Consider the following 25,491-nt stretch of genomic DNA (forward strand, 5'->3'; position numbering starts at 1 on the left):
CCCATGTCGCTGGTCGACCTCGTCCTCATCGCGCTGGCCCTGGTCTTCGCCTTCTCCGGCTTCCGGCAGGGGCTGCTGGTGTCGGCCACCTCGTTCCTCGGCTTCCTCGGCGGCGCCGTGCTCGGCGCCCAGCTGTCCGGGCCGGTCGCCGACCGGCTCGACGGCTCACCGGTCACCCGGGTGTTCGCCGCGCTCGTCGTCGTCCTGGCGGGGGCGCTGCTCGGGCAGGTGCTGGCCGGCGCGATCGGGCGGGCGGTGCGCCGCCGGGTCACCTGGGAGCCGGCGGAGGTGCTCGACTCGGTCGCCGGGGCCGTGGTGTCGGCGATCGCGGTGCTGCTCGTGGCGTGGATGGTCGCCACCCCGCTGGCCACCGCGCCGTTCCCGGGGCTGGCCGGGCAGGTGCGCAAGTCGGCGCTGGTGCAGGCGGTGGACCGGGCGGTGCCCGACGGCGTCCGGGCGGTGTACGACTCGCTGCGCGAGGCGATCGACCGGCGCGGGCTGCCCGACGTCCTGGACCCGCTCACGCCCACCCAGGCGCGCGAGGTCGAGGCGCCGGACGCGACGCTGGCCGCGAGCCCGGTCGTCGGGCAGGTGCAGGGGTCGGTCGTGAAGATCAGCGGCATCGCGCCGTCGTGCTCTCGGCAGATCGACGGCTCCGGGTTCGTCTACGCGCCCGGCCGGGTGATGACCAACGCGCACGTGCTCGCCGGCGTGGACGCCCCCGTCGTCGAGGCCGAGGGCGAGGAGTACGAGGCGACGCCGGTGTACGTCGACGAGGAGGTCGACGTCGCGGTGCTCGCCGTCCCGGACCTCCCGCAGGTGCCGCTGGCCTTCGCCCCGGAGGTCGCGGGCACCGGGGACGACGCGATCATCATGGGCTACCCGGGCGGCGGGGAGCTGTTCATCGGCCCGGCCCGGGTGCGCGACGAGGGCCCGATCAGCGGCCCGGACTTCCGCAACACCCGCACCGTGCAGCGCGACGTCTACGCGCTCTACGGCGAGGTGCGCGCCGGCAACTCCGGCGGTCCGCTGTTCGACCCGGCCGGGCAGGTCCTCGGCGTCGTGTTCGCCTCGGCGATCGACGACCCCGCCACCGGCTACGCGCTCACCGCCCAGCAGGTCGCGCCCGCCGCCACCGCCGGCGCCACCGCCACCGCCGAGGTGGACACCGGCCCCTGCGAGTAGAAGGACCTCCCCGCCCCCCACCACTCGCTCCGCTCGTGGCGGGTCCCTGCGGGGAGGCCGTTCCAGCACGTCACCGGAGGCCGTTCCAGGACGTCACGTGGCCCAGTCGGTGATCGCCGTCGTGACCTCGGGGGCGGCCTCCTCGGGCGGGAAGTGGCCGATGCCGGGGAGCTCGCGCCACTCGTAGGCGCCGGCCACGTAGCGGCCCGAGCCGCGGGCGGTCCGCGGCAGCACCAGCGGGTCGGCGTCGCCGTGCAGCTGCAGGGTCGGCGCGGTGACCGGCGCGGCCATGCGGCGGGCGTAGCGCAGCCCGTCGGGCCGCAGCTGGGAGCGACCGGCCCAGCGGAAGTACTCCATCGAGCCGTAGGCCGCCTGCGGGATCCGCGCCGCCGACCGGTACCGCTCGACGGCCTCGGCGAAGTCGGCGGTGTGCGTCCAGTCCCGCCCGGCCCAGTTGCGCAGGAACTCGGCGACCGGGTCGTCGTCGGTGCGGGTCAGCCGCCGCTCGGGCAGCCGCGGCACCTGGAAGCCCAGCACGTGCCGCAGCGCCCGCCGCTGGGCGGGGTCGCGCAGACCGGCGCGCAGCAGCCGCGGGTGGGCCATCGAGACGACGACGAGGCGGCGCACGCTGCGCGGGTGCAGGGCGGCCATCGTCCAGGCGACCAGCCCTCCCCAGTCGTGCCCGACGACGACGGCGTCCCGCTCGCCGAGCGCGCGGACCAGCGCCGCGACGTCGCCGGCCGCCGTCGGCAGGTCGTAGCCGCGCGGCGGCTTGTCGCTGGCGCCGTAGCCGCGCAGGTCCGGCGCGACCGCCCGGAAGCCGGCGGCGGCGAGGACCGGCAGCTGCGCGCGCCAGGTCCACCAGAACTGCGGGAAGCCGTGCAGCAGGAGCACCAGCGGGCCCTCGCCGGCCTCGGCCAGGTGCAGCCGGACGCCGTTGGCGGAGACGTCGCGGTGGATCCAGGAGCCGGGCAGCAGGACGCTGGTGGCGTCGGGGCGCTCGTCGGCAGGAGCGCCCCCGGACCTCGCGACGCTCAGACCAGGTAGCTGTCGGGGGAGCGCCGCTCGACGCGCCCGTTGCTCACCGTCGGCAGCGCGCGGCGCCGCTGGCCCGGCTGCTCGCGGTGCATGACGTCGGGCAGCTCGCGCAGCGACTCCAGGGTCCGCTCCGGCTTGTCGATCCGCTTGATCATGCGCATGCCGATGAACGCGACGAGGCCGGCGATCAGCAGCAGGCCCGCCGTGACGATGAGGTAGGAGACCCAGCGGGGCAGGCCCAGCCAGGTGAAGAGCTCGGCGAGCATGATGAACAGGAAGATGCCGGCGAAGGCCACGAGCACGCCGGCGGCGGCGAACAGCCCGCCGCTGATGCCGGCCTTCTTCGCCGAGCGGCCGATCTCGGTCTTGGCCAGCTCGATCTCCCCGCGGATCAGCGTGGAGACGTCGGCCATGGCGCTCTGCACCAGCACGCCCACGGAGGGGTCGGCGCTGACGGCATGCCGCCCGGCGGGCTGGGTGGTCGACGCGCTGTGGGCCACGGGGGCTCCTCCCTGGTCGGACTGGCGGACGGCCGCGGACGGCCTGGGGAGGATCTTGCCCCGTGACCGCCCGGATCACGCACCCGGAACCCGATCGGGCGGCCGGGACGCCGGAGGTCCGCCCCGCGCCGTGGCGCGGGGCGGACCTCCGGTGTCTCAGTCCTCGGAGCCGCTGGTGGCCGGCAGCTTGTCCTTGATCAGGTTCATCACCGAGGAGTCGGTGAGCGTGGTGACGTCGCCGAGCTCGCGGTTCTCGGCCACGTCGCGCAGCAGCCGCCGCATGATCTTGCCCGAGCGGGTCTTGGGCAGCTCCTGCACGACCATGATCTGGCGCGGCTTGGCGATCGGGCCGATGTCCTTGGACACGTGGGTCCGCAGCTGCTGCACCAGGTCCTCACCCGAGTCCTGGGCCGACCCGCGGAGGATGACGAACGCGACGATGCCCTGCCCGGTGGTCGGGTCCGACGCCCCGACGACCGCGGCCTCGGCGACGGCGGGGTGGGCGACCAGCGAGGACTCGACCTCCGTGGTGGAGATCCGGTGGCCCGACACGTTCATGACGTCGTCGACCCGGCCGAGCAGCCAGATGTCGCCGTCGGCGTCCTTCTTGGCCCCGTCGCCGGCGAAGTAGACCTCCTTGCCGAACCGCGACCAGTAGGTGTCGACGTAGCGGTCGTCGTCGCCCCAGATGGTGCGCAGCATCGACGGCCAGGGCTGGGTGAGCACCAGCAGGCCGGTGGTGTCGTCGCCGAGCTCGTTGCCCTCGTCGTCGACGACCTTGGCCGAGATGCCGGGGAACGGCGTCTGCGCCGAGCCGGGCTTGAGGTCGGTGACGCCGGGCAGCGGCGTGATCATGTGCGCTCCGGTCTCGGTCTGCCACCAGGTGTCGACGATCGGGCAGCGGCCGCCGCCGATGTTCTGGTGGTACCAGAGCCACGCCTCGGGGTTGATCGGCTCACCGACCGAGCCGAGCACCCGCAGGGAGGTGAGGTCGAAGCCGGCGGGGATGTCCTCGCCCCACTTCATGAAGGTCCGGATCACCGTCGGCGCGGTGTAGAGGATCGAGACGCGGTACTTCTCGATCAGCTCGAACCAGCGGCCGCGGTGCGGGGTCTCCGGGGTGCCCTCGTACATCACCGACGTCGCCCGGTTGGCCAGCGGCCCGTACACGATGTAGCTGTGGCCGGTGACCCAGCCGACGTCGGCGGCGGTCCAGTAGACGTCGGTGTCCGGCTTGAGGTCGAAGGTCGCCCAGTGCGTGTAGGCGACCTGGGTGAGGTAGCCGCCGGAGGTGTGCAGGATGCCCTTCGGCTTCGCCGTCGTCCCGGACGTGTACATGATGTAGAGCGGGTGCTCGGCGTCGAAGGCCTCGGGCGTGTGCTCGGGCGACTGCCGGTCGACGACGTCGTGCCACCACAGGTCGCGGCCCTCGGTCCACTCGACGTCCTGCTCGGTCCGCCGGACCACCAGCACGTTGCGGACGCCCTCGGTGCGGCCGACGGCGTCGTCGACCGCGGGCTTGAGCGCGCTGGGCGCCCCCCGCCGGTAGCCGCCGTCGGCGGTGATCACCAGGACGGCGCCGGCGTCGGTGATCCGGCTGGCCAGCGCGTCGGCGGAGAAGCCGCCGAAGACGACCATGTGGACGGCGCCGATGCGGGCGCAGGCGAGCATCGCGACGATCGTCTCGGGGATCATCGGCATGTAGATGGCGACCCGGTCGCCGGCCTGCACGCCGAGCTCGAGCAGCGCGTTGGCCGCGCGGCAGACGTCCTCGGTGAGCTGGGCGTAGGTGATCGTGCGGGTGTCGCCCGGCTCGCCCTCCCAGTGGTAGGCGACCCGGTCGCCGTGGCCGGCCTCGACGTGCCGGTCCAGGCAGTTGTAGGCGACGTTGAGCTTCCCGCCGACGAACCACTTGGCGAACGGCGGGTTGGTCCAGTCGAGGACCTCGTCCCACTCCTGCGCCCAGCTCAGCCGGCGCGCCTGGGTCTCCCAGAACGCCAGCCGGTCGGCCTCGGCCTGCTCGTACACGTCCGGGCCCACGTTGGCGGACGCGGCCAGCTGCTCCGGCGCCGGGAACCGGCGGCCCTCCGACCCGGTCGACTCGCTCACGTGCACTCCCTCCGTCTCGTCGCTGCGCACGCCGTGCCGGCGGCGTGTCCCAGCACACACCGTAGGGGCCCGGGCGGCGCGCGGGGCCGGGGGCCGCAACGTCGTTGCAGCAGACTGGGGCCGTGGACGGCGGACCGCAGGCGGTCGTGGCGGCCCGGGTGCCCGGGGCCGCCGGCCTCGGCCTGCTCGCCCCGCCGTCGGCGCGCCCGTTCCCGGCCACGCTGCTGGCCGATCCGGACTGGACGGCGGAGCGGGTCGCCGCGCTGGGCCGCCGGTACCGCAGCACCGACCGGCGGGTGCTGGCCACGGTGTGGTGGTACTCGGCGTCGGCCGTGCTGCTGACGCCGGTGGCCGCGGGGCTGGCCACCGGCCGGCCGCTGTCCGCGCGGCCGGCCGACACGACCCTGTACGAGGTCGCCGGCGGCACGGTGCTGGCCGCGGTCTCGCGCGCGCCCGCGGGCCCGGACCCGGCGGGGGAGCTGCGGGAGGCGCTGGGGTCGGCGATCGCCGCGGTGGCCGCGGCCGGCGGGGTCCGCGAGCGGCCGCTGTGGGCGGTGGCCACCGACTCGCTGGCCGGCCGGCTGCTCGCCGTCGGGCGGGCGCTCGGCGAGGTGGAGACGGTCACCGCGCTGGCCGCGCCCCTCGCCGCGGCCGTCGGCGACCCGATGCCCGCACCCCGGTACACCGACGTCGGCGGCGTCCGGTTCGTCCGCCGCGCCTCCTGCTGCCTGCTCCACCGGCTGCCCGGCGAGGCCCTGTGCAGCGCCTGCCCCGGCCGGCCGCCGGCGGACCGGCAGGTGCTGCTGGAGGCCGCCGCCGGGCTGTGGTGAGCCGCCGGGCTGTGGTGAGCCCCCGGGCCGGGACGGCGACGGGGCGCCCGGACCGGAGTCCGGACGCCCCGTCGGGGACCTGCCTCAGCCGGCGGCGCAGGCCCGCGCGTAGTCGGCGTCACCGGCGTGCGGGCCGCTGGTGAACCGGCATCCGTAGGCGCGGTCGGCCACGACGGCGGGGTCGAGGACGTCGTCCCCGGCCGGGCGGACGCCGTTCTCCACCCAGTTCACCAGGTCGGTGAAGGCCTGGTTGCGCTCGGCGGCGGTGAAGTCGCAGTGCCCGACCGAGCGGATGGCGCGCTGCACGAGCAGGTCGGAGTTGCCGTGGGCGGCGGCGTCCTGCGCGTACAGCTGCTCCATGCTGAACGGCACGAACAGGTCGCCCAGGCCGTGCAGCGAGAGCACCGGGACGTCGAAGGTGCCGCTGATGGTCGGGACGCCCGACAGCCCGTTGCCGCCCGGCGAGGCCTGCACGCGCAGGACCTCCGCGTTGAGCTCCCGCTCGGCCGCGCTCAGCGCCGGGTCGGCGTCGAGCTGGTAGACGCGATCGGCGTTGCCGGGCACCGACTCGGGGGCCGGCTCCTCGCCGTAGCCCGGGTACTGCGGGTGGACGGTCAGCAGGAACTCGTCGAAGGAGGCGAAGCCGGCCTCGGCCAGCGGGCGCTCACCCCCGGAGCGCAGCTCGGTCAGCGCCCGGAGCTGCTGCCCCGCCTCGGTCAGCGCGGACGGGGTGGGCGCCGCGCTGATGCCCAGCTCCGTGCGCAGGGTCGGCGTCACCGTCGCCACGTAGTCCGCGGGCGCGGGGAACACCTGCGGGACGTCCGCCAGCGACTGGGCGGCCAGGTTGTAGTCGAGGAAGAAGTCGAACAGCCGGCGGTCGCCCATGACGCCGCAGCGGGGCAGGGCGCCGTCGTACTGGTTGCGGTACTGCTCGATGGTGACGCCGATGACGTGCCCGCCCATCGAGTCGCCGGTGATGTACCGGTGCTCGGGGGCGCCGTAGGTGGCGTCGAAGTACTGCGCCAGGCGGTGGGTGCTCTTCACGCCGGACACCGGGTCGTAGCCGTTCTCGCTGTAGCTGGAGGCCGCCCAGGCGTAGCCCTGGCCGACGAGGAAGTCGCGCTCGGGGGGATTGCTGACCGTGAGCTCGGCGCCGGTGCCGCGGTAGCCGTGCGCGTAGACGACCAGGTCGCCGTTCCAGTTCGCCGGGACCTCGATGCGGTAGCCGGCGCCGTCGTCCAGCACGCCCCACTCGCGGGTCGTCGTGGTCCCGGGCAGGGCGGTGAACGGCAGCTTCGCCTCGTCGACGAAGTACTCGACCGGCGCGGGCACGGGGTAGCGCGGCGGGGGTGCGGCCGCCGCGGGCGCGGCGGTCGCGGTCACGGCCAGCGCCGTGGCGACGGGGAGCAGGAGCAGGCGGAGCGGTCGTCTCACGGAGGGCCTCCCGGCATCGGTGACGGTGCGGGAACAGTAGGCGCCCCTGTTGCACGGGTTCACACGGGGTGTGCTCCAGCTCACGCCGGGTCGCGTCCGGACGCGTCGGGTCAGCGCTCCAGCGCGCGGGCGATCGCGGAGCGCAGGTCGTCGACGCCCTCCCCGGTCAGGGCCGAGACCGGCACCGCGTCGGGGTACGCGGTGCACAGGGCCGCCATCCACGCGGGCGGGGCGACGTCGGCCTTGTTGAGCGCGAGCAGCTCCGGGTGGTCGCGCGCGCCGATCTCGTAGAGGACGCCGCGCACCGCCGTCACCTGGCACATGGCGTCGGGCGCCGAGGCGTCGACGACGTGCAGCACCAGGTCGGCCTCGGCGACCTCCTCGAGCGTGGCGCGGAAGGCGTCGACCAGCTGGTGGGGGAGGTGGCGGACGAAGCCGACGGTGTCGGTGAGCGTGTAGGGCCGGCCATCGGGGGTGACGGTTCGGCGGACGGTCGGGTCCAGCGTGGCGAACAGCGCGTCCTGCACGAGGACCTCGGCCCCGGTCAGCCGGTTGAGCAGCGCGGACTTCCCGGCGTTGGTGTAGCCGGTGAGCGCCACCGAGGGCACCCGGTTGTCGCGGCGGCGGCTGCGGGTGCGCTGCCGCCGGGCGGCGGTCTGCTCCACCTGACGCCGCAGCAGGGTCATGCGCCGGCGCAGGTGGCGCCGCTGGGACTCCAGCCGCTGCTCGCCCGGGCCGCGCACCCCGGTCCCCGCAGCACCGGCGCTCCGGCCGCCGCCGATCCGCGAGAGCTCCGTCCCCTGCCCCCGCAGTCGCGGGAGCTGGTAGGCGAGCTGGGCGAGTTCCACCTGGGCGCGGCCCTCGCTGCTGCGCGCGTGCTGGGCGAAGACGTCGAGGATCAGCGCAGTCCGGTCCACCACGCGCGCGCCGACCCGGTCCTCGAGGTTGCGCACCTGCGCCGGGGACAGGTCGCCGTCGGCGATGACCAGCCCGGCTCGGCGGTCGCGGACCAGGTCGGCGAGCTCGGTGACCTTCCCCGACCCGAGGTAGGTCGCCGGGTCGGGGTGCTGGCGCGGTTGCACCATCCGGCCGACCACGGCCACGCCGTCGGTGTCGGCGAGCCGCTCCAGCTCGTCGAGCGGGTCGACCGCGTCCTCGTGGTCGGCGTGCAGTCCCAGGAGCACCGCCCGGGGTGGCTCCGCGCCGTCCCCGGCCGCCGTCCCCTCCTGCTGCGCCCCGAGCAGCCACGTGCCTGGCATCCCGGCCTCCCCGGCGTGCGGCCGGGGAGGTGGGCCGTCCTGGCCCGGTCGTCCCGGCCGGTCCAGCGTTCCCGCCGGGACGCCCGGTCGCCACCGGGAGCGTGGCCGCTCAGGGCAGGCACCCCTGGACGGAGAGCTGGTCCTCGTCGGCCAGGGTCCGGTCGCCGGCCTGGACGACCAGTCCCGTGGCCGAGATGGTGAACGGGGTCCCCTGCTCGGACCGGCCGACGGCGAGGAACCTGCTGGTCGTGGTGACGACGCCGTCGCGCGGTCGCACGGCCCACCGGTCGGTGTACCGGGTGGTGTACGTGTGCGCGCCGGAGTGGACCACCAGGGTCCCTCGCGACTCGGCACGCGCGTCCAGCACGGTGGGGTCGACCTCGTCGCTCTCGGTCAGGGCGATCACCTGCGCGTCGGTCAGGCCGGCGACCGTCGACCGGAGCCGGATCGTCCGGGTGCCGGTGTAGACGGCGGTCTCCTGCGGTGTGCACACCCCGGTGTCCCCCTCCGCGCCGGTGGCCTCGTGGGTCTCCCGGACGGGGATCGTCACGACGTAGTCGGTGGACCGCGGCGCCGCCCAGGCGGCGGAGGGGACCGCCATCCCGGCCGCGGTGAACCCGGCCACGAGTGCGACGCGTCCGCGGTGAGGGCGCGCGGGGCGACGGGACCGCTCGGCACCGGTCCGGTCGGAGGCCGCCGGTCCAGGACGCGAGAGCTGGGAACGGGTGGTCATCGGGACCTCCACGGGTGAGTGGGCGGACGGGCCGAGCCTCCCGGTGGGGATGGGCCGGCACATCGGACGGGCGGTGGGTCCGCCTCCGTCCCCCGGCCGATCCCCATCACTCCGCGGACGGATCAGCCGGGGAGCGCGGGCGGCTACCGTTCCCCCGTGACCCGGCAGCGGGTGCTGGACCGCCGGCCGGCGGGGACGGGGCTGCCCGGGACGTCCCCCGGAGAGTGGGTCCCCGCCGTGGTGCTGGCCGGGCTGTGCGTCGCCGAGGCCCTCCTCGGGTCGGCCTCCCGCCACCCGGTCGCGGACGCGGCCGCCGGAGGCGTCGCCGCGCTCACGCTCGCGACCCGCCGCCGGGCACCGGTCCTCGTCCTGGTCGTCGCCTGCGGCCTGCTCCTGCTCCCGGCCGCCCTCGACGGCGCCTCCCAGTCGGCCGCCCAGGCGGCGGTGATCGCCGTCGGCGTCTACTCGTGCGGCCGCCACGGGCGCGAGCCCCGGGCCCTGCTCGGGATCCCCGTCGGATCCGCCGCCGTGCTGCTCCAGCTCGCCTGGGACCCGCTCGCCACCGTGGCCTCGTCCTGGGCGTGGGCGCTCAACCCGATCTGGATCTACGCCCTCGGGGCGTGGGTGCGCCAGCAGGCCGGCGCCGTCGAGCGGACGCGGGCGGAGGCCGAGGCGCGAGCCGCCGCGGCCGCCGCGGAGCACCGGGTGCGCATCGCGCGCGAGGTGCACGACGTGCTCGCCCACGACCTGGTCGTCATGCTCGTCCAGGCCGGCGTCGCCGACGAACTGCTCGAGTCCGACCCGGACCGTGCCCACCGGGCGCTCGCCCACGTCCAGGACACGGGCCGCTCGGCGATGCGGGACGTCCGTGCGGTGCTGGAGGCCCTGCGCGGACCGGCTGGCCCGGGCGGCGGGGGACCGCGGCGGCCGGTCGTCGAGCGGGCCGAGCCGGTCGTCGAGCAGGTCGAGCCGGTCGTCGAGCAGATCGAGGCGGTCGTCGGCGCCGTGCGTGCGGCGGGCGTGCCGCTCTCCCTCGTGGTGAGCGGCGAGCCGGGGACGGTGGACCCGGCGACCGGCGCCGTCGCCCTCCGGGTGGTGCAGGAGGCGCTCACCAACGTCCTGCGGCACGCCGGCCGGCCTCCGACGCAGGTCCGGCTGGTCGTGGCCGACGGCCGGCTCGCCGTTCAGGTGCACAACGACCCCGGTCCCGGACCGGCGCGGCACCGCTCCGGCGGCCGTGGGCACGGCCTGCGCGGGATGCGGGAGCGGGTCGCGGCCGTCGGGGGCGTGTTCTCCGCGGGGCCGGACCCCACGGGCGGGTTCACCGTCGCGGCGGAGCTGCCCCTGCGCGGTGAGGCGGGTGGTGCCGGGTGATCCGCGTCCTGATCGCTGACGACCAGGAGCTGGTGCGCGAGGGGCTGGCCCTCATCCTCGGCGCCCAGCCCGACGTCGCCGTCGTCGGGACCGCCTCCGACGGCGTCGAGGCGGTCACCCTGTGCCGGCGGCTCGTCCCGGACGTCGTCCTGATGGACGTGCGGATGCCCCGGCTCGACGGCATCCAGGCCACCCGGCGGATCCAGGACGCGGTGCCGGGCTGCCGCGTCCTCGTGCTGACCACCTACGACCTCGACGAGCACGTCCTCGACGCGCTGGCGGCCGGTGCGAGCGGCTACCTGCTCAAGGACACGCCGCGTCAGTCCCTGCTCGCGGCGGTCCGTGCGGTCGCGGAGGGGGACGTCCTCCTCGACCCCGGGATCACCCGCCGCCTGGTGCACCACCACCTGCGGGGACCGGCCACCCCGGCCGCCCGGCGGCTCCTGGACCGGCTCACCCGGCGGGAGGCCGAGGTGCTCGGGGTGGTCGCCGGAGGTGCCACGAACGCCGAGATCGCCGTCGAGCTCGGGATCAGCGAGGCGACGGTCAAGACCCACGTGGCGAGGCTGCTGGAGAAGCTCGGTGCCCGTGACCGGATCCGGCTGGTCGTCCTCGCCCACGAGGCCGGGCTCGTCGGGCCCCCGACCCGGCACGCGGGAGGTGGCCTCCCTCAGGGCAGGAAGAGCATGGAGTCACCGAACTCGTGCCACAGGTAGCCGCCGGCCGCGGCCGCCTCGTAGGCGCGCGCGACCAGCTCCCGGCCGGCCACCGCCTCCAGCAGCAGCAGGTGGCTGGCCTCGGGCGCGTGCAGCCCGGTGACCAGCCCGGTCACCGCGCGGGCCGGCCGGTCCGGGCCGAGCACGAGGTCGGTCCAGCCCTCGCCGGGCCGGGTGACGCCGTCCTCGCCGGTGACCGTCTCCAGCGCCCGGGTGACGGTGGTGCCGACGGCGACCACCCGCCGCCCGGCCGCCCGGGTCGCGGTGACCAGACGCGCGGTGACCTCGGGCACGCGGTAGCGCTCCGGCGCCGGCGGCTCGTGCAGCTCGGGGCTGGAGACGCCCGCGTGCAGCACCAGCGGCACCACCGGCACGCCGCGGGTCATCAGGCGGACCAGCAGGTGGTCGGTGAACGGGCGGCCGGCGCTGGCGTTCTCCGCGCTGCCCGGCTCGGTGGCGTACACGTTCCGGACGTCGTCGAGCGCCACCGGCCCGCGCAGGTGGCGGTAGCGGACCGGCTCGCCGTGCCGGGCCAGGTAAGCGGGGACGTCGACGGCCGGCCCGGCGACCGCCCGCCACAGCCGGCCGGGGCGCGCGGGATCGGGGAACCCGGCGCGCAGGACCAGCCGGACCCCGCCGGGCAGCAGGAGCGCGGCGCCGGGCTCGAGCCCGGTCTCGGGGCCGTCGTCGGCGGGTCGGCGCACCTCGACCACCCACGTGCCGTCGTCGAGCGTGGCCGAGACGTGCACCGGCGTGCGGGAGCCGTCGGCGCGGCGGGCGGGCAGGCGGGCCGGCAGCGTCGCCGAGGTGTTGACCACGACCAGGTCGCCGGGCTCGAGCAGGCCGGGCAGGTCGCGGAACCGGGCGTGGGTGAGGCTGCCCGGGCGGACGGCCATCAGCCGCACGCCGTCCCGGGCGAGCCCGCGGCGCTCCGGCGGCTCGCCGGCCTCCGCCCCCATCGGCACGGCGACGGCGGTCACCGGTCCACCGCCGTCAGCGGGAGGACCTCCCCGCCCCCCACCGCTCGCGAGCTCGCGGCGGACCCCTGCGCGGAGGCCAGGCGCACGCGCGGGCCGGGCAGGGCCCCCTCGAGCAGCGTCAGCAGCGCCGGGGCGACGTCGGCGGGGTCGGCGAGGTCGGCCGGGTCGGCGCCGGGGTCCGCGGCGGCGTGCATGTCGGTGGCCATGTCGCCCGGGTCGACGGCGACGACGCGCAGCGCCGGGTGCTCGACGGCGAGCACCGCGGTGAGCAGGTCGAGCGCGGCCTTGCCCGCCCCGTAGCCGCCCCAGCCGGCGTAGGCCTCGACGGCGGCGTCGCTGCTGACCGACACGACCGTCCCGCGGGCGCGCTCCAGGGCGGGCAGCACCGCCTGCACCAGCGCGACCGGCGCGACGGCGTTGGTCCGCAGCAGGTCCTCCAGCGCCGCCGGCGGGAGGTCGGCCAGCCGCGGCAGCGGGACGGGGCCGAGCGCGGAGGCGTTGTTGACCAGCAGGTCGAGGCGGTCGCCGGCGGCGGTGGCCAGCGCGGTGCGGTGGGCCGGGTCGGCGACGTCGCCCGGCACGGCTGTGACCAGGTCGGGGCGGGGGAGCCCGGCGACGGCGGCGGCCAGCCGGCCGGCGTCCCGGGCGTCGACGACGAGCCGCCAGCCGCGGCGGGACAGCTCGGTGGCGAGGGCGAGCCCGAGGCCGCGGGAGGCCCCGGTGACCAGTGCGGTGGGTGTCATGCGGCTACCGTGGGACCTGAAGTCGACTTGAGGTCAAGGGGGCGCCGTGGAGCTGCTCGCGATCGGGGAGGTGGCCGCCCGGTCCGGTCTCGCGCCGTCGGCCCTGCGCCACTACGAGGCCGAGGGGCTCATCACCGCGAGCCGCACCCCCGGCGGCGCGCGGCGCTACCCCCGCTCGGTGCTGCGCCGGCTGGCGTTCGTCCGCGCGGCGCAGAACGTCGGGCTGTCGCTGCCGGAGGTCCGCGCGGCGCTGGCCACGCTGCCCGACGGGCGCACGCCGTCGGCGCGCGACTGGGCGCGGCTGTCCCGCGGCTGGCGGGAGCGGCTCGACGCGCAGATCGCCGCGCTCGAGCAGTTGCGCGACGGGCTGAGCTCGTGCATCGGCTGCGGCTGCCTGTCGCTGACGTCCTGCGCGCTGTCCAACCCGGGCGACGCCGCGGCGGCGGAGGGCCCCGGCGCCCGGCGGCTGTCCCCGCTGCTGCGCCGGGTGCCGCCGGCCGGCCGCCCGGGCTGAGCGCCTCGCGGCACCCGCCGGGGGCGGGCATGATCCGGACGGGAGCGCGTCGCGGGACGCCGCCGGGGAGGACAGCCGCATGACCCTCATGCCCGCCGCCTTCATCGGCCACGGCAACCCGATGAACGCCCTGGAGCGCAACCGCTACACCGACGCCTGGCGGGCCTTCGGCCGCGCGGTGCCCCGGCCGCGGGCGATCCTCGTCGTCTCCGCGCACTGGTACGTGCACGCCACCGCGGTGACGGCGATGCCGCGCCCGCGCACCATCCACGACTTCTTCGGCTTCCCGGACCGGCTCTTCGACGTCTCCTACGACGCCCCCGGGCTGCCCGAGCTGCACGAGCAGGTGTCCGACGTCGTGTCCCCGACCTGGGTGGGCGCCGACCTCGACAGCTGGGGGATCGACCACGGCGCCTGGTCGGTGCTGGTGCACGCCTTCCCCGACGCGGACGTCCCGGTGGTGCAGCTGTCGATCAACGCGCTCAAGGGCCCCGACTACCACCTGCAGATGGGCGCGGCCCTGGCGCCGCTGCGCGAGGACGGCGTCCTGGTGATCGGCAGCGGCAACGTGGTGCACAACCTCGGTGGGGTCAGCCGCGCCCTGCCCGACGCCGGCTTCGACTGGGCGCAGCGCTTCGACCAGGCCGCGCGCGAGGCCATGCTCACCGACCCGGGCGCGGTGGGCCGCCTGGACGGGCACCGGGACTTCGACCTCGCCGTCCCCACGCCCGACCACTTCCTGCCGCTGCTGTACGTCGCCGGCATGGCCGGGGCCACCGGGACGACGGCGGACGTGCTGGTCGACGGCTACGCCTACGGGTCGCTGTCGATGACCTCCTACACCGTCGGCATGCCCGCGCCCGGTGCCGAGGGCGGCGGCTTCGCGGCGCCGCTGCCCGAGGGGCCCCCGCCGGACGGCGCCAACATCTGACCCCCGCCGGAGCGGTGACCGGTTCACTCCGGAGCGTGACGGCGAGCCGACGCGACGGAGGGGTCCGTCACCGTTCGATGTCACGGTCGTTCCCCCCGGACAGTGACGCCGCTCCTGTCCTGACATCCCCGGGGGGTCCCGTTGTCGTCCGCTCGCCGTTCCCCGTCCCGCAGGCCCCGTGGCCGCCGGGCGCTGCTCGTCGCCGGCCTGGTCGCCGCGGCGGTCGCGACGCCCGGGGTGGCCGCCGCCGCTCCGGGCGACGCCCCCACCGACCCGCTGGAGGACGTCGTCACGACGCTCGAGCAGGCCGTGACCGGGCAGGGCGGGGACGCCACCGAGCCCCCGGCGCCGCCCGGCACCGGTGCGCTCCCGCTGCCGGGCGCCGGCCAGGAGGCGCCCGCCGGGCCGGCCCCCGCGGAGGAGGGTCCGGTCCCGCCGCTGCCGGAGGCGCTCGTGCAGGGCCTGCAGTCCGCGCTCACCCCGCTCGGCGTGCCGGAGCACTGCGTGCAGGGGGTGGCCGACGGCGTGCAGGACCTGCTGAACGGCGTGCTGTCCCAGGACCCCGCGGCGGCCGTGCAGGAGCTGGCCGCCGGGCTGCAGGGAGCGCTGACCGGCCTGGCCTCCGGGCAGCCGCCCGCGCTGGACCCGGCCGTGCTCGGGAGCGGCGCCGCGGACGTCGCGGCCGACGTCGAGGCCCTGCTCGCGGCGTTCCAGGCCTGCCTGCCGGCCCTCCCGGAGGCGCCCGAGCCCCCCGCGCCGGCGCCGGAGCCCACCCCCGGGGCGCCGCACGCCGCGCCGGTCGCCGCGCCCGTGGCCGAGCAGCCCGTGCAGTACCTGGGCTACGCGCCGACCGGCGGGGACGAGGGCGTGGAGTCCGACGGTCCGGGCGCCGTCGTCCCGCTGGCCGCCCTGGGCGGCCTCCTGGTCGCCGGCGGCGCCGGTGCCGCCGTCTCCCGGGCGCGGTCCCGTGCGGTCGGTCGCTAGGGAGCTGTCGGGCCAGCGCCTGCCGCTGCTGGTCTTCCTGGTCGTCGTCCTCGCCGGGGCCGGCGTGTTCGTGTGGACGGGGCGCCCGGCGGCCGACGCCGCCGCGGCGCCCCCCGCCACCTCGCTGGTGGCGGTGCCGGCGACCGGTGAGGTGCCCGCCCTGCCGGCCGCCGTCACCCCGGCCGGGGGCCCGGTCGTGCCGGCGCGGATCGCCGTCCCGGCGATCGGCGTCGACACCGCGGTCGAGTCCCGTGGGACGGTGCGGTACGAGAACCCGTTCACCGGCGAGGCCGTCGACGGCTACGGGGTGCCGCAGTCGATGCGGACGACGGCGTGGTGGTCCGACGGGCCCGCGCCCGGGTCCGGGCGGATGGCCGTCCTGCTCGGCCACGCCGGCGCGGAGGGCGGCGCGGTGTTCGACCGGCTGCCCGAGCTGTCCCCGGGCGACGAGGTGCTGCTCGTCGACGCCGGCGGGGCCTACCTGCGGCTGGAGGTGCTCGGCGAGCCCGTGACCGGACTGGACAAGGCCACCTCGGCGCTCGCGGACACGCTCAACGGGCACCCGGCCGGCGCCGACCTCGCGCTGGTCACCTGCGGCGGGGAGTTCGACGAGTCCGCCGGCGCCAGCGAGGACAACACCGTCGTTTTCGCCCGGGTCGTCTAGCCGGTCGCCGCGTGGGGGCCGCCCTCGGCCGGGCGGGCGGCGTCGCTGATCCGCGGGAACGGCCGGGTGGAGAAGACGACCTCGACCGGGAGCCCGAAGAACTCGGCGATACGCAGCGCCAGGTGCAGGCTGGGGTTGTACTCGCCGCGCTCCAGGTAGCCCACCGTCTGGTAGTGCACGCCGAGGGCGTCGGCCAGCTCGCGCCGGGTCACGCCCTGCTCGGCCCGCAGCAGGGCGATCCGGTTGTAGACCGCGTCCGGGCCCCGGTCCGCGGTCACCGCACCCACTGCAGCGAGGCCTCGCGGGCGGCCTCGACCTGCGAGCCGGACTGCCGGCGGGCCATCCGGCGCAGCACCCGCGGGGTGACCAGCGCCCCGGCCGCCGCCCAGGCGGCGAGCACCAGCACCGTCGCCCCGGTGCGCCAGGAGTCGCCGACCTCGAGGGTCACCGCGGCCTCGGGCAGGAAGGCCGACCGGAGGCCGAGGCCGATCCAGTAGACGGGGAAGACCTGGGCGACCACCTGCACCCAGCCCCACAGCGCCTGCAGCGGGAAGAAGATCCCCGAGATGGCGGTGAGGACGAGGACGGGCAGCATGCCCCAGGTGCCCACCTTCTGCGTGCTGGGCACGACCGAGCCGAGGACCATCCCGAGCGGGAGCGTCGCCAGCAGGCCGAGGACGAGGACCCACGCCACCGTGAGCCAGCCGGCGACCCCGCCCTGCATCAGCCCGTCGAAGAGCAGCAGGCTCGGCACGAGGATCGTCAGCAGCGAGGGCGCCAGGCTCAGCGAGTGGTAGGTGAGCTGCCCGGTCACGTAGCCCTGCATGCCGTGCGGCAGCGCCTTGTGCCGCAGCAGGGTGCCGTCCTCGCGCTCCATGGCGAGGGCGAAGGCCGGGCCGATCACGACGCCGAAGGCGAGCAGCCCGCCGAGGATGCTCGGCAGCGCGTACGTCGGGTAGGAGATCCCGCTGTCGCCGATCTCGTTGTCCCGGTTGAACCACAGCAGCAGCAGTGTGCCGACGGCGGTGAACAGGTAGAAGCCCTGGTCCTGCGGACTGCGCACGCTGTTGAGGAACTCCGTCCAGCCGCGGCGCAGGCCGAGGGCGACGGCGTGCCGGGTCGGGTTCACGGGGCGACCTCCTCCAGCACCGGCTCGGTCCGGGCGCCGGACTCGAACCGCTGCACCATGGCCAGGTAGGTGTCCTCGAGGCTGGCCCGCCGGACCTCGAGGTCGGTCAGGTCGTCGCCGTGCTCCTCGAAGAGCCGGCGGACGAAGGCGACGACGTCGGTGGTGGGGTGCACGAAGCGCTCGGCGCCGCACGCCCAGCGCACCTCCGCGGTGCCGGCGACCTGCCGGCTCAGCTCCTCCGCGCTGCCGTCGGCGACGATCCGGCCGCCGGCCAGGATCAGGATGCGGTCGGCCAGCTTCTCGGCCTCGGCGAGGTCGTGCGTGGTCAGCAGGATGCTGGTGCCCTCGAGGTCGGACAGCCGGTGCACCAGGTCGTGGAAGTCGCGGCGGGCCTGCGGGTCGAACCCGGCGGTCGGCTCGTCGAGGAAGAGCAGCTCGGGGCGGCCGATGATGCCCACCGCCACGTCCAGCCGCCGCCGCTGGCCGCCGGAGAGGCCGACGATCTTGTGGTCGGCGTGCCCGGTCAGCCCGACGGTGTCCAGGAGCCAGTCGACCTCGTAAGGGCGCGGGCGCTCGGGCGTGGAGTACGGCGTGTAGTAGCCGCCGAGCTGGGTCAGCAGCCGGCGGGGCGTCCACCGGGCGTGGTCGCGCCAGGACTGCAGGACCACGCCCACCCGCGCCCGCCAGGCGTCCCCGGCGCGGACCGGGTCCTCGCCCAGCACGCGCACCTCCCCGGCCGAGGGCACCCGGAAGCCCTCCAGGATCTCGATCGTCGTCGTCTTGCCGGCGCCGTTGGGGCCGAGCAGGCAGACCACCTCGCCGGCGGAGACGGTGAGGTCGACCCTCGTCAGCACCTCGTTCGGGCCGTAGGCCATGCGCAGGCCGCGCACCTCGACGACGGGATCGGTCGCTGGGGGAAGGGGCACGGGGGCCTCCGCGGGAGGGGAGCCGGGGTGTCCCGCGATAGTAGGTCTGCTACATCCGCAGCGGAAGTGCTGTGGTGGCCAGCGCCTCGGCCCAGGTCGAGCAGGCCGTCGCGCCCGGGTGGAAGCCGTCCTCGGCGAACAGCCCGGGGCCGTCCAGCGGCGGCGCGGGGGCGTGCCGGATGCCCGGCCGGGCCAGGCGCCCCAGTTCGGCGTCGAGGGCCCGGGCCTGGCGGCCGAGGACCCCGCGCAGCGGCTGCGGCAGGGTGGGGAAGCGGCCCAGGTCCGGCAGGCCGGCCAGCACGACGACGCCGCCGGGTGCGGTGAGCGGTGCCAGGGCGCGGAGCAGCGCGGTCACGTCGCGGCGCCAGGCGGACCGCGAGCGCAGCCGCAGCGTGTCGTTGACGCCGAACGCGACCAGGACGACGTCGGCGGGCGGGCCGGCCAGCCCGGGGACCAGCAGCCCGGGCGCCTGCGCGACCGTCGTCCCGGTGCGCGCCGACAGCCGCCAGCGCACCTCCCGGCCGCTGCGCCCGGCCAGCGCGGCGGCGAACTGGGCGGCGAGCCCGTCCTCCTGCGTGGCGACCCCGACGCCCGCGGCCGGCGACTCCCCGACGACCGCCACGGTCAGCGGCGGCCCGTCGCCCGGGACGACGCCGGCGCGCGGCCCGGGCGCCTCCGGCAGCACCGGCGTGCGGCGGCGGACGCCCGCGCCCTGCACCAGCAGCACCGGCGCCAGGGCGGCCGCGAGCGCGCGCACGGGCTACAGCCGCGTCCCCAGGGCGACGACCTCCCCCACGACCCACACGGCCGGCGGGCGGATGCCCTCGTCGGCCAGCGTCCCCGCCAGCCCGGCCAGCGTGGTCCGGACCGCACGCTGGGTGGCCGTGGACCCGTCGGCGACCACGGCGACCGGCGTGTCCGGCGCCCGGCCGTGCTCGACCAGCGCCGCGGCGATCGCCCCGGCGGTGTCCACGCCCATGAGCACGACGACCGTGCCACGCAGCCGCCCGAGCGCCGCCCAGTCCACCAGCGACTGCGGGTGCCCCGGCGGCACGTGCCCGGAGACGACGACGAACTCGTGGGTCAGCCCGCGGTGGGTGACCGGGATGCCGGCCAGCGCGGGCACCGCGGTCGCGCTGGTCACGCCGGGCACCACCTCGACCGGCACGCCCGCGGCGACGCACGCCTCGAGCTCCTCCATGCCACGGCCGAAGACGAACGGGTCGCCGCCCTTGAGCCGCACCACCCGCTTCCCGGCCAGCGCGTGCTCGACCAGCAGCGCGTTGATCTGCTCCTGCGCCATGTACCGGCCGCGGGGCAGCTTCGAGGCGTCGATGACCTCGACCTCCGGGGGCAGCGAGGCCAGCAGCGACTGCGGCGCCAGGTGGTCGGCCAGCACGACGTCGGCCTGCGCGACCGCCTGCTGCCCGCGCACGGTGATGAGCCCGGGGTCGCCCGGCCCGCCGCCGACGAGCACCACGCTGCCGGCCCGTCCGCCCTCCGGCTCGCGGGCGGCGCGGTCGCGGATGCTGCCGTCGGCCAGCCCCGCGACGACGGCGTCGCGCACGCCGACCGCCCGCTGCGGGTCGCCGCCGCCGTGCACGCCGATCACCAGGTCGCCCTGCCGGCCGACGGCCGGCGTCCACACGCTGGAGGCCGACCGGTCGTCGGCGCGGGCGCAGAACACCCGCAGCCGCTCGGCCTCCCCGGCGACCGCGGCGTTGACGGCGGGGTCGTCGGTGGCGGCCACCGCGTACCAGGCGCCGTCGAGGTCGCCGGGCCGCCAGCCGCGGCGCACCCAGGTCAGCGAGCCGGGCGCGACCAGCGCCTCCAGCGCCGGGGTGACCTCCGGGCTGACGACGGTCACCCGCGCGCGGGCCTCGAGCAGCCCGGCCACCCGGCGGTGCGCCACCTGCCCGCCGCCGACCACGACGACGCGGCGGTCGAGCAGGCGCAGGCCGACGGGGTAGACGACCCCGGACCCGGGGTCGACGGGCGTCGCGTTCACGGGACCTGTCCGCGGCCCGCGGACGGGGTCGGGTGGGTGCTCAGCGGTGCTCCTCCGGGACGGCGGCCGGTCGCGACGACGTCGTCGGCGTCGGGGGTCTCGGCTCCAAGGATCGCAGCGAGGTCGGCGGCGAACGCACGCGAGGTCGCCGGGTCGCGCACGGCGACGCGGAGGTGGTCGGGGGACAGGCCGGGGAAGCTGTCGCCGCGGCGCACCGCCCAACCGCGCTCCCGCAGCGCCGCGCGCACCCGCCCGCCGCCGGGCACCCGCAGCAGCACGAACGACGACCGCGGCTCGCCGAGGACGGTCACGCCGGCCGGGAGCGCGGCCAGCAGCGCGGCGCGGTGGGCCTCCAGCTCGCGGGCGGCCGCGTCGGCCTCGGCGCGGGCGGCGGGCGTGGTGCAGGCGACCGCCGCGGCCAGCGCGGGCGTGGACAGCGGCCAGTGCGGCTGGGCGGCGGCCATCGCGGCGACCAGGTCGGCCGGGCCCAGCGCGTAGCCGACCCGCAGTCCGGCCAGCCCCCACGTCTTGGTCAGGCTGCGCACGACGAGCAGGCCGGGCAGGTCGGTGCGGCCGGCCAGCGACCCGGGCTCGCCGGGCACGGTGTCGGCGAAGGCCTCGTCGACCAGCAGCACCCGGCCGGGGCGGGCCAGCGCGGCGACGGCGGCGGCCGGGTGCAGCACCGACGTCGGGTTGGTCGGGTTGCCCAGGACCACGAGGTCGGCGTCGTCGGGCACGTCCCGCAGCCGGTAGGACGGCGGCTCGAGCAGCAGCCGCTCCACCGGGTGCCCGGCCGCGCGCAGCGCCGCCTCCGGCTCGGTGAACGAGGGGTGCACCACCACCGCCCGCCGCGGCCGGACCGCCCGGGCCAGCAGCACGAACGCCTCGGCGGCGCCGGCGGTGAGCAGCACCTCGGCGGGGTCGCGGCCGTGCGCGGCGGCCACCGCGGCGCGGGCCGGGCGGGCGTCGGGGTAGGCGGCGACGTCGTCGAGGGCCCGCCGCAGCACCGCCCGCAGCCACGGCGGCGGGGTGCCGGCGCGCACGTTGACCGCGAGGTCGACCAGTCCCGGGGCGAGCTCGAGGTCGCCGTGGTGGTCGAGGTCGGGCCCGCTCACGCGGCCACCGCCACGGTCACCCGCCCGTGCACGGTCTTGCCCACCACCAGCCGGGCGCCGCCGAGCAGGGCCGCGGCCTCGGCCACCGACGCGGTGCCCACCGCGGCGGCCACCCGCGCCGACGGCGAGGGGACGGCGACCGCGGCCAGCGCCGCGGCGGGGTGGCCGGCCAGCGGCCAGCCGCGGGCGGCCGCGGCGGCGACCAGGCCGGGCTCGGCGGCGCGCACGTCGAGGGTGGCCAGGCCGGTCACGTGCGCCCCCGGCGGCAGCACCGCGTCGACGGCGGTGAGCACCTCGTGCGCGCTCACCCCGGGGACCGCGCCGACGCCGACGGTCACCTCCACGGGGTCACGCCCGGCCGGTCGGGGAGCGCGGCGAGCAGCGCGGCGGCGTCACGGGGGAGCGGCCCGCCGGGCAGCAGGCCGAGCTCGCGCAGCCGGGCGCCGACGGTGAGCGCCCAGGGCCGGTCGAGGCGGGCGCGGGCGAGCAGGTCGTCGTCGGCGAGGAGCTCCTCGGGCGGGCCCTGCACCACCCGCCGGTCGACGACGACGGCCACCTCGTCGGCCCAGGCCAGCGCCAGGTCGACGTCGTGCGTGCTCATCACGACCGTGGAGCCCGACGCCTGCAGCCGGTCCAGCGCGGCCAGCGCCTCGGCGACGGCGGAGGGGTCGAGGCCGGCGGTGGGCTCGTCGAGCAGCAGCACGCAGGGGCGCATGGCGACCGCGCCGGCGATCGCCACGCGCTTGCGCTCGCCGTAGGACAGCTGGTGGGTGGGCCGCCCGGCCAGGCCGTCGACGGCGAGCAGCGCCAGCGCCTCGGCCACCCGGGTGCGCACCTCCTCCTCGGGCAGGCCGAGGTTGAGCGGGCCGAAGGAGACGTCCTGGGCCACGGAGGCGCTGAACAGCTGGTCGTCGGGGTCCTGCAGGACCAGCTGCACCTCCTGCCGGTGCGCGCGCAGGCCGCGGCGGGTGTGGTGCAGCAGCGCGCCGTCGACGGCGACCCCGCCGGCGTCCGGGCGCAGCGCGCCGGACAGGCAGCGCAGCAGCGTCGTCTTGCCCGAGCCGTTGGCGCCGAGCACCGCCAGCCGGCGCCCGGCCGGGACGGTGAGCGAGGCGCCCTCCAGCACCCGGCGCCCGCGTTCGTAGCCGACGACCAGCCCCTCCGCGGTCAGCGTGCGGTGGCTCATGCCAGGACGCCCACGGCGACCAGCGCGGCGAGCCCCGCGGCGGTGGCGGCCAGGAAGCCGGGCGACGAGGGCCGGTACTCCGGCAGCACCCGCAGCCCGGTCTCCATCCCGCGGCCGGCCAGGCCCTCCTGCAGCCGGCGGGCGCGGTCGAAGGAACGGGTGAGCACCGCGGCCGCCAGCGCCCCCGAGGAGCGGTAGGAGCGGCGCCAGGTCGAGTGCCCCATGCGGGCGGTCTGCGCCTCGCGGATCGTGCGCAGGCTCGCCAGCAGCACGAACAGCAGCCGGTAGGTCACCCCGGCCACCTCGACGACGGCCGCCGGGACCCGCAGCCGGCGCAGCGCGGCCAGCAGGTCGGTCATCGGGGTGGTGGTGGCCAGCAGCAGCACCGCCGCGCCCCCGGCGACCGAGTGGCCGACCAGCGCGCCGGCCCGCTCCGCGGCGTCCGGTGCCCAGCCGAGCCCGCCGTCGTCCACGGAGACGACGGCGGTCAGTGCCCCGACGGCGACGAAGGCCAGCGGCCAGCGCACCGCGCGGCCGAAGGTGCGCGCCGGCACCCGCGCCGGGCCCAGCGCGAGCACGGCGGCGGTGACCGCGACCAGCACGCCGCCCGGCCACACCGGCAGCACCAGCGCGCAGACGACCAGGCCGCCGGTGAGCAGCAGCTTGTCCACCGGCGAGCGGGTCCGCCAGGCGCTGGCCCAGGCGGCGTCGTCGACCGCCAGGCCCGTCACGGCGCCTCGGGGGGCGGGGCGGCCTGCTGCTCCCGCGCCTGACGCCGGCCGCGCAGCCGGCCGAGCACGTAGCCGAGCACGCCGCCGCCGAGCGCGGCCTGCAGCGCGAACAGCCCCGACTCGACCTCCGCCGACGACGGGCTGAACACCGACTCGAACCACGGCGTGTAGCCGGACTCCTCGATGACCTCGGTGGCCCGGCTGTCGCTGCCGGCGTAGTCGGAGGCGCCGCCGTCGAGGGCCAGCGGGAGGGCGAACAGCGCCACCACCGCGAGCACGAGCAGGGCGGTGACCAGGCGGCGGCGGGTCACCGGGCCCCCTCCGGAGTGGTCGCCGGGCGCAGCAGGCCGAGGCGCTCGAGCTCCGGCCGGGCGTTGACGGTGAGCACCCGGAACAGCAGCACGCCGAGCAGGCCCTCGCCGACCGCCAGCGGCACCTGGGTGACCGCGAAGACGCCGAGGAACTTGACCGCCGCGGCGAGGAGGCCGCCGTCGGCGTCGGGGAAGGCCAGCGCGAGCTGCAGCGACGTCGTGACGTAGGTGGCGAGGTCGGCCAGGGCGAGAGCGGCGAAGACGCCGGGCAGCAGGCCGGCGCCCAGTGCCCGCGCCAGCCGGTAGGCGCCGTAGCCGGCCCACGGCCCGACGACGGCGAAGGAGAACGCGTTGGCGCCGAGCGTGGTGAGCCCGCCGTGGGCCAGCAGCAGCGCCTGGAACAGCAGCACGACCGTGCCGAGCAGCGCCATCACCGGCGGCCGGAACAGCACCGCCCCCGCGCCGGTGCCGGTCGGGTGGCTCGAGCTGCCGGTGACCGAGGGCAGCTTGATCGCGCTGAGCACGAAGGTGAACGCCCCGGCCGCGCCGAGCAGCAGCGTGGACTCCGGGTGCTCGCGCACCTCGGTCACCACCGCCCGGGCGCCGTGGACGACGAACGGCGCGGCGGCGACGGTCCAGCCGACCGCGTGCGGCGCCGGCAGGAACCCCTCAGCGATGTGCATGGCGCGCCCCCTCCGGGACGGCGGCCGCGCAGGCGGCCACGAACCGTTCGGCCAGGGCCGGGGAGCCGGCCCAGTGCAGGTGCAGGTAGGAGGCGTGCACCGAGCCGGCGACGAACCCCTCGGGCGCGCCCCCGGGCCACCGCCAGGCCGGGGTGGGGCCGGCGCCGGGCAGCGCGTGGGTGCGGTGGAACTCGTGCCCGCGCACCCGGGTGCCGGCCGGCGCCAGCACGCTGTCGGACAGGGCGACCGCGGCGCGGTAGCCGAGGGTCAGCCGCGGCGTCATCGCCGTCGCGACGTCGAGGACGCCGCACATCGGCGCGCCGTCGAGCTCGCGGGAGAGGTAGAGCAGCCCGGCGCACTCGGCGGCCACCGGGCCACCGCGGGCGGCGAGGGCCGCGATGGCGTCCCGCAGCGGGGTGTTGGCCGACAGCTGGTCGGCGTAGACCTCGGGGAACCCGCCGCCGACGACCAGCCCCGCGGTCCCCGCGGGCAGCGCCTCGTCGCGCAGCGGGTCGACGGTCACCACCTCGGCGCCGGCCGCGGCGAGCAGCTCGGCGTTCTCCGCGTAGCCGAAGGTGAACGCCGGCCCGCCCGCGACGGCGATCCGCGGCCGCCCGGCGACCGCGGCGACCTCGGCGGCCGGGTCCCACGGCGTCCCGTCGAGGTCGGGTGCGGACCGGGCCAGCCGCAGGACGGCGTCGAGGTCGACCGCGGTGCCGACGACCTCGCCGAGGCGGCGCACGGTGGCCAGCGCCTCGGCCGAGCGCTCGGCGGCAGGCACCAGCCCCAGGTGCCGCGACGGCGTGCCGAGGGCGTCCAGCCGCCGGACCGCGCCGAGCACCGGCACCCCGGCCGCGTCCAGCGCCTCGCGCAGGATCGTCTCGTGCCGGTCGCTGCCGACGCGGTTGAGCACCACGCCGCCCAGGCGCACCCGCGGGTCGAAGGTGGCGAAGCCGTGCACCAGCGCGGCCACGCTCTGCGCCTGCGCGCCCACGTCGACGACCAGCACCACCGGCGCCCGCAGCAGCCGCGCGACGTGGGCGGTCGAGGCGAAGCCGGGCTCGACGTCGGGGGAGGTGGCGCCGTCGAACAGGCCCATCACGCCCTCGACGACGGCGACGCCGGCCCCGCGCGCGCCGTGCAGGAACAGCGGGACGACCCGCTCCTCGCCCTGCAGCACCGGGTCCAGGTTGCGGCCCGGGCGGCCGGCGGCGAGGCCGGTGTAGCCGGGGTCGATGTAGTCGGGGCCGACCTTGTGCGGGGAGACCGCCAGCCCGCGGGCGGTCAGCGCGGCGACCAGCCCGGTGGCGATCGACGTCTTGCCCGCGTTGCTGCTCGGGGCGGCGACCACCACGCGCGGGACGCTCACCACGCCGTCCCCCCGGACGTGGCAGGAATGGCCATCTCT

28 protein-coding genes are annotated in these 25,491 nt (G+C 77.2%); 8 read left to right on the forward strand and 20 right to left on the reverse strand.

What is annotated here, in order from left to right; translation table 11 throughout:
* Positions 1-3: 3 nt before the first annotated feature.
* The gene (locus ACI8AA_RS11490; RefSeq protein ID WP_457044542.1) at positions 4-1,185 is read left to right on the forward strand and encodes a MarP family serine protease; all 1,182 of its coding nucleotides are present in this window, start codon (positions 4-6) and stop codon (positions 1,183-1,185) included.
* A gap of 93 nt (positions 1,186-1,278) precedes the next feature.
* On the opposite strand, the gene ACI8AA_RS11495 is transcribed toward ACI8AA_RS11490, so the two are convergent.
* The 3 genes from ACI8AA_RS11495 to acs all read right to left on the reverse strand — a co-directional run bounded on the left by ACI8AA_RS11495 (position 1,279) and on the right by acs (position 4,832).
* Positions 1,279-2,079, reverse strand: a complete 801-nt coding sequence (locus ACI8AA_RS11495; protein WP_457044543.1) for an alpha/beta fold hydrolase — start codon at positions 2,077-2,079, stop codon at positions 1,279-1,281.
* Between the two features lie 140 nt (positions 2,080-2,219).
* Positions 2,220-2,723 (reverse strand): phage holin family protein, encoded by a 504-nt coding sequence (locus ACI8AA_RS11500; protein ID WP_457044544.1) that lies wholly within the window; start codon positions 2,721-2,723, stop codon positions 2,220-2,222.
* 156 nt (positions 2,724-2,879) lie between these two features.
* Positions 2,880-4,832, reverse strand: coding sequence for an acetate--CoA ligase (acs, locus tag ACI8AA_RS11505; RefSeq protein ID WP_457044545.1), 1,953 nt, complete (start codon positions 4,830-4,832; stop codon positions 2,880-2,882).
* A 122-nt stretch (positions 4,833-4,954) separates the two neighbouring features.
* Between acs and ACI8AA_RS11510 the strand changes: the two genes are divergently transcribed.
* On the forward strand, positions 4,955-5,662 hold the full coding sequence (locus ACI8AA_RS11510; protein ID WP_457044546.1) for a (2Fe-2S)-binding protein: 708 nt from the start codon (positions 4,955-4,957) through the stop codon (positions 5,660-5,662).
* Between the two features lie 84 nt (positions 5,663-5,746).
* On the opposite strand, the gene ACI8AA_RS11515 is transcribed toward ACI8AA_RS11510, so the two are convergent.
* From ACI8AA_RS11515 to ACI8AA_RS11525, 3 genes are all read right to left on the reverse strand, one after another.
* The gene (locus ACI8AA_RS11515; RefSeq protein ID WP_457044547.1) at positions 5,747-7,096 is read right to left on the reverse strand and encodes an esterase; all 1,350 of its coding nucleotides are present in this window, start codon (positions 7,094-7,096) and stop codon (positions 5,747-5,749) included.
* Between the two features lie 110 nt (positions 7,097-7,206).
* Positions 7,207-8,355, reverse strand: a complete 1,149-nt coding sequence (gene hflX / locus ACI8AA_RS11520) for a GTPase HflX (protein ID WP_457044548.1) — start codon at positions 8,353-8,355, stop codon at positions 7,207-7,209.
* Positions 8,356-8,464: 109 nt separating this feature from the next.
* Positions 8,465-8,956, reverse strand: a complete 492-nt coding sequence (locus ACI8AA_RS11525; protein WP_457044549.1) for a hypothetical protein — start codon at positions 8,954-8,956, stop codon at positions 8,465-8,467.
* A 288-nt stretch (positions 8,957-9,244) separates the two neighbouring features.
* Here ACI8AA_RS11525 and ACI8AA_RS11530 point away from each other — a divergent pair, with 288 nt between their 5' ends.
* Complete coding sequence (locus ACI8AA_RS11530) at positions 9,245-10,462, forward strand: sensor histidine kinase (protein ID WP_457044550.1); 1,218 nt, start codon at positions 9,245-9,247, stop codon at positions 10,460-10,462.
* On the forward strand, positions 10,459-11,178 hold the full coding sequence (locus ACI8AA_RS11535; protein ID WP_457044551.1) for a response regulator transcription factor: 720 nt from the start codon (positions 10,459-10,461) through the stop codon (positions 11,176-11,178). Before ACI8AA_RS11530 ends, ACI8AA_RS11535 begins: the two co-directional genes overlap by 4 nt.
* Here ACI8AA_RS11535 and ACI8AA_RS11540 read toward each other — a convergent pair.
* Together ACI8AA_RS11540 and ACI8AA_RS11545 are read right to left on the reverse strand one after the other, a co-directional pair.
* The gene (locus ACI8AA_RS11540) at positions 11,133-12,158 is read right to left on the reverse strand and encodes an S-adenosylmethionine:tRNA ribosyltransferase-isomerase (RefSeq protein WP_457044552.1); all 1,026 of its coding nucleotides are present in this window, start codon (positions 12,156-12,158) and stop codon (positions 11,133-11,135) included. The genes ACI8AA_RS11535 and ACI8AA_RS11540 overlap by 46 nt on opposite strands.
* Positions 12,155-12,901 (reverse strand): SDR family NAD(P)-dependent oxidoreductase, encoded by a 747-nt coding sequence (locus ACI8AA_RS11545; RefSeq protein WP_457044553.1) that lies wholly within the window; start codon positions 12,899-12,901, stop codon positions 12,155-12,157. The genes ACI8AA_RS11540 and ACI8AA_RS11545 overlap by 4 nt, the downstream gene beginning before the upstream one ends.
* A gap of 46 nt (positions 12,902-12,947) precedes the next feature.
* Here ACI8AA_RS11545 and soxR point away from each other — a divergent pair, with 46 nt between their 5' ends.
* The 4 genes from soxR to ACI8AA_RS11565 all read left to right on the forward strand — a co-directional run bounded on the left by soxR (position 12,948) and on the right by ACI8AA_RS11565 (position 15,994).
* The gene (gene soxR / locus ACI8AA_RS11550; RefSeq protein WP_457044554.1) at positions 12,948-13,415 is read left to right on the forward strand and encodes a redox-sensitive transcriptional activator SoxR; all 468 of its coding nucleotides are present in this window, start codon (positions 12,948-12,950) and stop codon (positions 13,413-13,415) included.
* A 79-nt stretch (positions 13,416-13,494) separates the two neighbouring features.
* The gene (gene ygiD / locus ACI8AA_RS11555; protein WP_387987394.1) at positions 13,495-14,346 is read left to right on the forward strand and encodes a 4,5-DOPA-extradiol-dioxygenase; all 852 of its coding nucleotides are present in this window, start codon (positions 13,495-13,497) and stop codon (positions 14,344-14,346) included.
* 141 nt (positions 14,347-14,487) lie between these two features.
* A complete protein-coding gene (locus ACI8AA_RS11560) occupies positions 14,488-15,330 on the forward strand; it encodes a hypothetical protein (RefSeq protein WP_457044555.1) in 843 nt (280 codons plus the stop codon).
* Positions 15,314-15,994, forward strand: coding sequence for a class F sortase (locus ACI8AA_RS11565; RefSeq protein ID WP_457044556.1), 681 nt, complete (start codon positions 15,314-15,316; stop codon positions 15,992-15,994). Before ACI8AA_RS11560 ends, ACI8AA_RS11565 begins: the two co-directional genes overlap by 17 nt.
* On the opposite strand, the gene ACI8AA_RS11570 is transcribed toward ACI8AA_RS11565, so the two are convergent.
* From ACI8AA_RS11570 to ACI8AA_RS11625, 12 genes are read right to left on the reverse strand one after another with little or no spacing between them, the layout of a single operon-like run.
* Positions 15,991-16,272: a helix-turn-helix transcriptional regulator gene (locus ACI8AA_RS11570; protein WP_457044557.1), complete on the reverse strand. Its 282-nt coding sequence runs from the start codon at positions 16,270-16,272 to the stop codon at positions 15,991-15,993. The genes ACI8AA_RS11565 and ACI8AA_RS11570 overlap by 4 nt on opposite strands.
* The gene (locus tag ACI8AA_RS11575; RefSeq protein ID WP_457044558.1) at positions 16,269-17,123 is read right to left on the reverse strand and encodes an ABC transporter permease; all 855 of its coding nucleotides are present in this window, start codon (positions 17,121-17,123) and stop codon (positions 16,269-16,271) included. Before ACI8AA_RS11575 ends, ACI8AA_RS11570 begins: the two co-directional genes overlap by 4 nt.
* Entirely contained in the window at positions 17,120-18,049 is a 930-nt protein-coding gene (locus tag ACI8AA_RS11580; RefSeq protein WP_457044559.1) for an ABC transporter ATP-binding protein, read from the reverse strand. Before ACI8AA_RS11580 ends, ACI8AA_RS11575 begins: the two co-directional genes overlap by 4 nt.
* Before the next feature lie 49 nt (positions 18,050-18,098).
* Positions 18,099-18,806 (reverse strand): SGNH/GDSL hydrolase family protein, encoded by a 708-nt coding sequence (locus tag ACI8AA_RS11585; protein WP_457044560.1) that lies wholly within the window; start codon positions 18,804-18,806, stop codon positions 18,099-18,101.
* Between the two features lie 3 nt (positions 18,807-18,809).
* Positions 18,810-20,057, reverse strand: coding sequence for a uroporphyrinogen-III C-methyltransferase (gene cobA / locus ACI8AA_RS11590; protein WP_457044561.1), 1,248 nt, complete (start codon positions 20,055-20,057; stop codon positions 18,810-18,812).
* A complete protein-coding gene (gene cobC / locus ACI8AA_RS11595) occupies positions 20,054-21,172 on the reverse strand; it encodes an Rv2231c family pyridoxal phosphate-dependent protein CobC (protein ID WP_457044562.1) in 1,119 nt (372 codons plus the stop codon). The genes cobA and cobC overlap by 4 nt, the downstream gene beginning before the upstream one ends.
* The gene (locus ACI8AA_RS11600) at positions 21,169-21,516 is read right to left on the reverse strand and encodes a cobalamin biosynthesis protein (protein WP_457044563.1); all 348 of its coding nucleotides are present in this window, start codon (positions 21,514-21,516) and stop codon (positions 21,169-21,171) included. The genes cobC and ACI8AA_RS11600 overlap by 4 nt, the downstream gene beginning before the upstream one ends.
* On the reverse strand, positions 21,507-22,358 hold the full coding sequence (locus ACI8AA_RS11605; RefSeq protein ID WP_457044564.1) for an energy-coupling factor ABC transporter ATP-binding protein: 852 nt from the start codon (positions 22,356-22,358) through the stop codon (positions 21,507-21,509). The genes ACI8AA_RS11600 and ACI8AA_RS11605 overlap by 10 nt, the downstream gene beginning before the upstream one ends.
* The gene (cbiQ, locus tag ACI8AA_RS11610; protein WP_457044565.1) at positions 22,355-23,089 is read right to left on the reverse strand and encodes a cobalt ECF transporter T component CbiQ; all 735 of its coding nucleotides are present in this window, start codon (positions 23,087-23,089) and stop codon (positions 22,355-22,357) included. The genes ACI8AA_RS11605 and cbiQ overlap by 4 nt, the downstream gene beginning before the upstream one ends.
* Positions 23,086-23,400, reverse strand: a complete 315-nt coding sequence (locus ACI8AA_RS11615; protein WP_456938091.1) for an energy-coupling factor ABC transporter substrate-binding protein — start codon at positions 23,398-23,400, stop codon at positions 23,086-23,088. Before ACI8AA_RS11615 ends, cbiQ begins: the two co-directional genes overlap by 4 nt.
* Positions 23,397-24,083 (reverse strand): energy-coupling factor ABC transporter permease, encoded by a 687-nt coding sequence (locus ACI8AA_RS11620; RefSeq protein WP_457044566.1) that lies wholly within the window; start codon positions 24,081-24,083, stop codon positions 23,397-23,399. Before ACI8AA_RS11620 ends, ACI8AA_RS11615 begins: the two co-directional genes overlap by 4 nt.
* Positions 24,070-25,452 (reverse strand): cobyrinate a,c-diamide synthase, encoded by a 1,383-nt coding sequence (locus ACI8AA_RS11625; RefSeq protein WP_457044567.1) that lies wholly within the window; start codon positions 25,450-25,452, stop codon positions 24,070-24,072. The genes ACI8AA_RS11620 and ACI8AA_RS11625 overlap by 14 nt, the downstream gene beginning before the upstream one ends.
* Positions 25,453-25,491: the final 39 nt, after the last annotated feature.

This window comes from Geodermatophilus sp. SYSU D01180 (assembly GCF_054050415.1).

Excerpts from the sequence above, each read along its gene's own strand:
- ACI8AA_RS11490 (WP_457044542.1), top strand. The coding sequence starts at position 4 with ATGTCGCTGGTCGACCTCGTCCTCATCGCGCTGGCCCTGGTCTTCGCC.
- hflX (WP_457044548.1), bottom strand. The coding sequence starts at position 8,355 with ATGCCAGGCACGTGGCTGCTCGGGGCGCAGCAGGAGGGGACGGCGGCC.
- ACI8AA_RS11525 (WP_457044549.1), bottom strand. The coding sequence starts at position 8,956 with ATGGCGGTCCCCTCCGCCGCCTGGGCGGCGCCGCGGTCCACCGACTAC.
- ACI8AA_RS11545 (WP_457044553.1), bottom strand. The coding sequence starts at position 12,901 with ATGACACCCACCGCACTGGTCACCGGGGCCTCCCGCGGCCTCGGGCTC.
- ygiD (WP_387987394.1), top strand. The coding sequence starts at position 13,495 with ATGACCCTCATGCCCGCCGCCTTCATCGGCCACGGCAACCCGATGAAC.
- ACI8AA_RS11605 (WP_457044564.1), bottom strand. The coding sequence starts at position 22,358 with ATGAGCCACCGCACGCTGACCGCGGAGGGGCTGGTCGTCGGCTACGAA.
- ACI8AA_RS11620 (WP_457044566.1), bottom strand. The coding sequence starts at position 24,083 with ATGCACATCGCTGAGGGGTTCCTGCCGGCGCCGCACGCGGTCGGCTGG.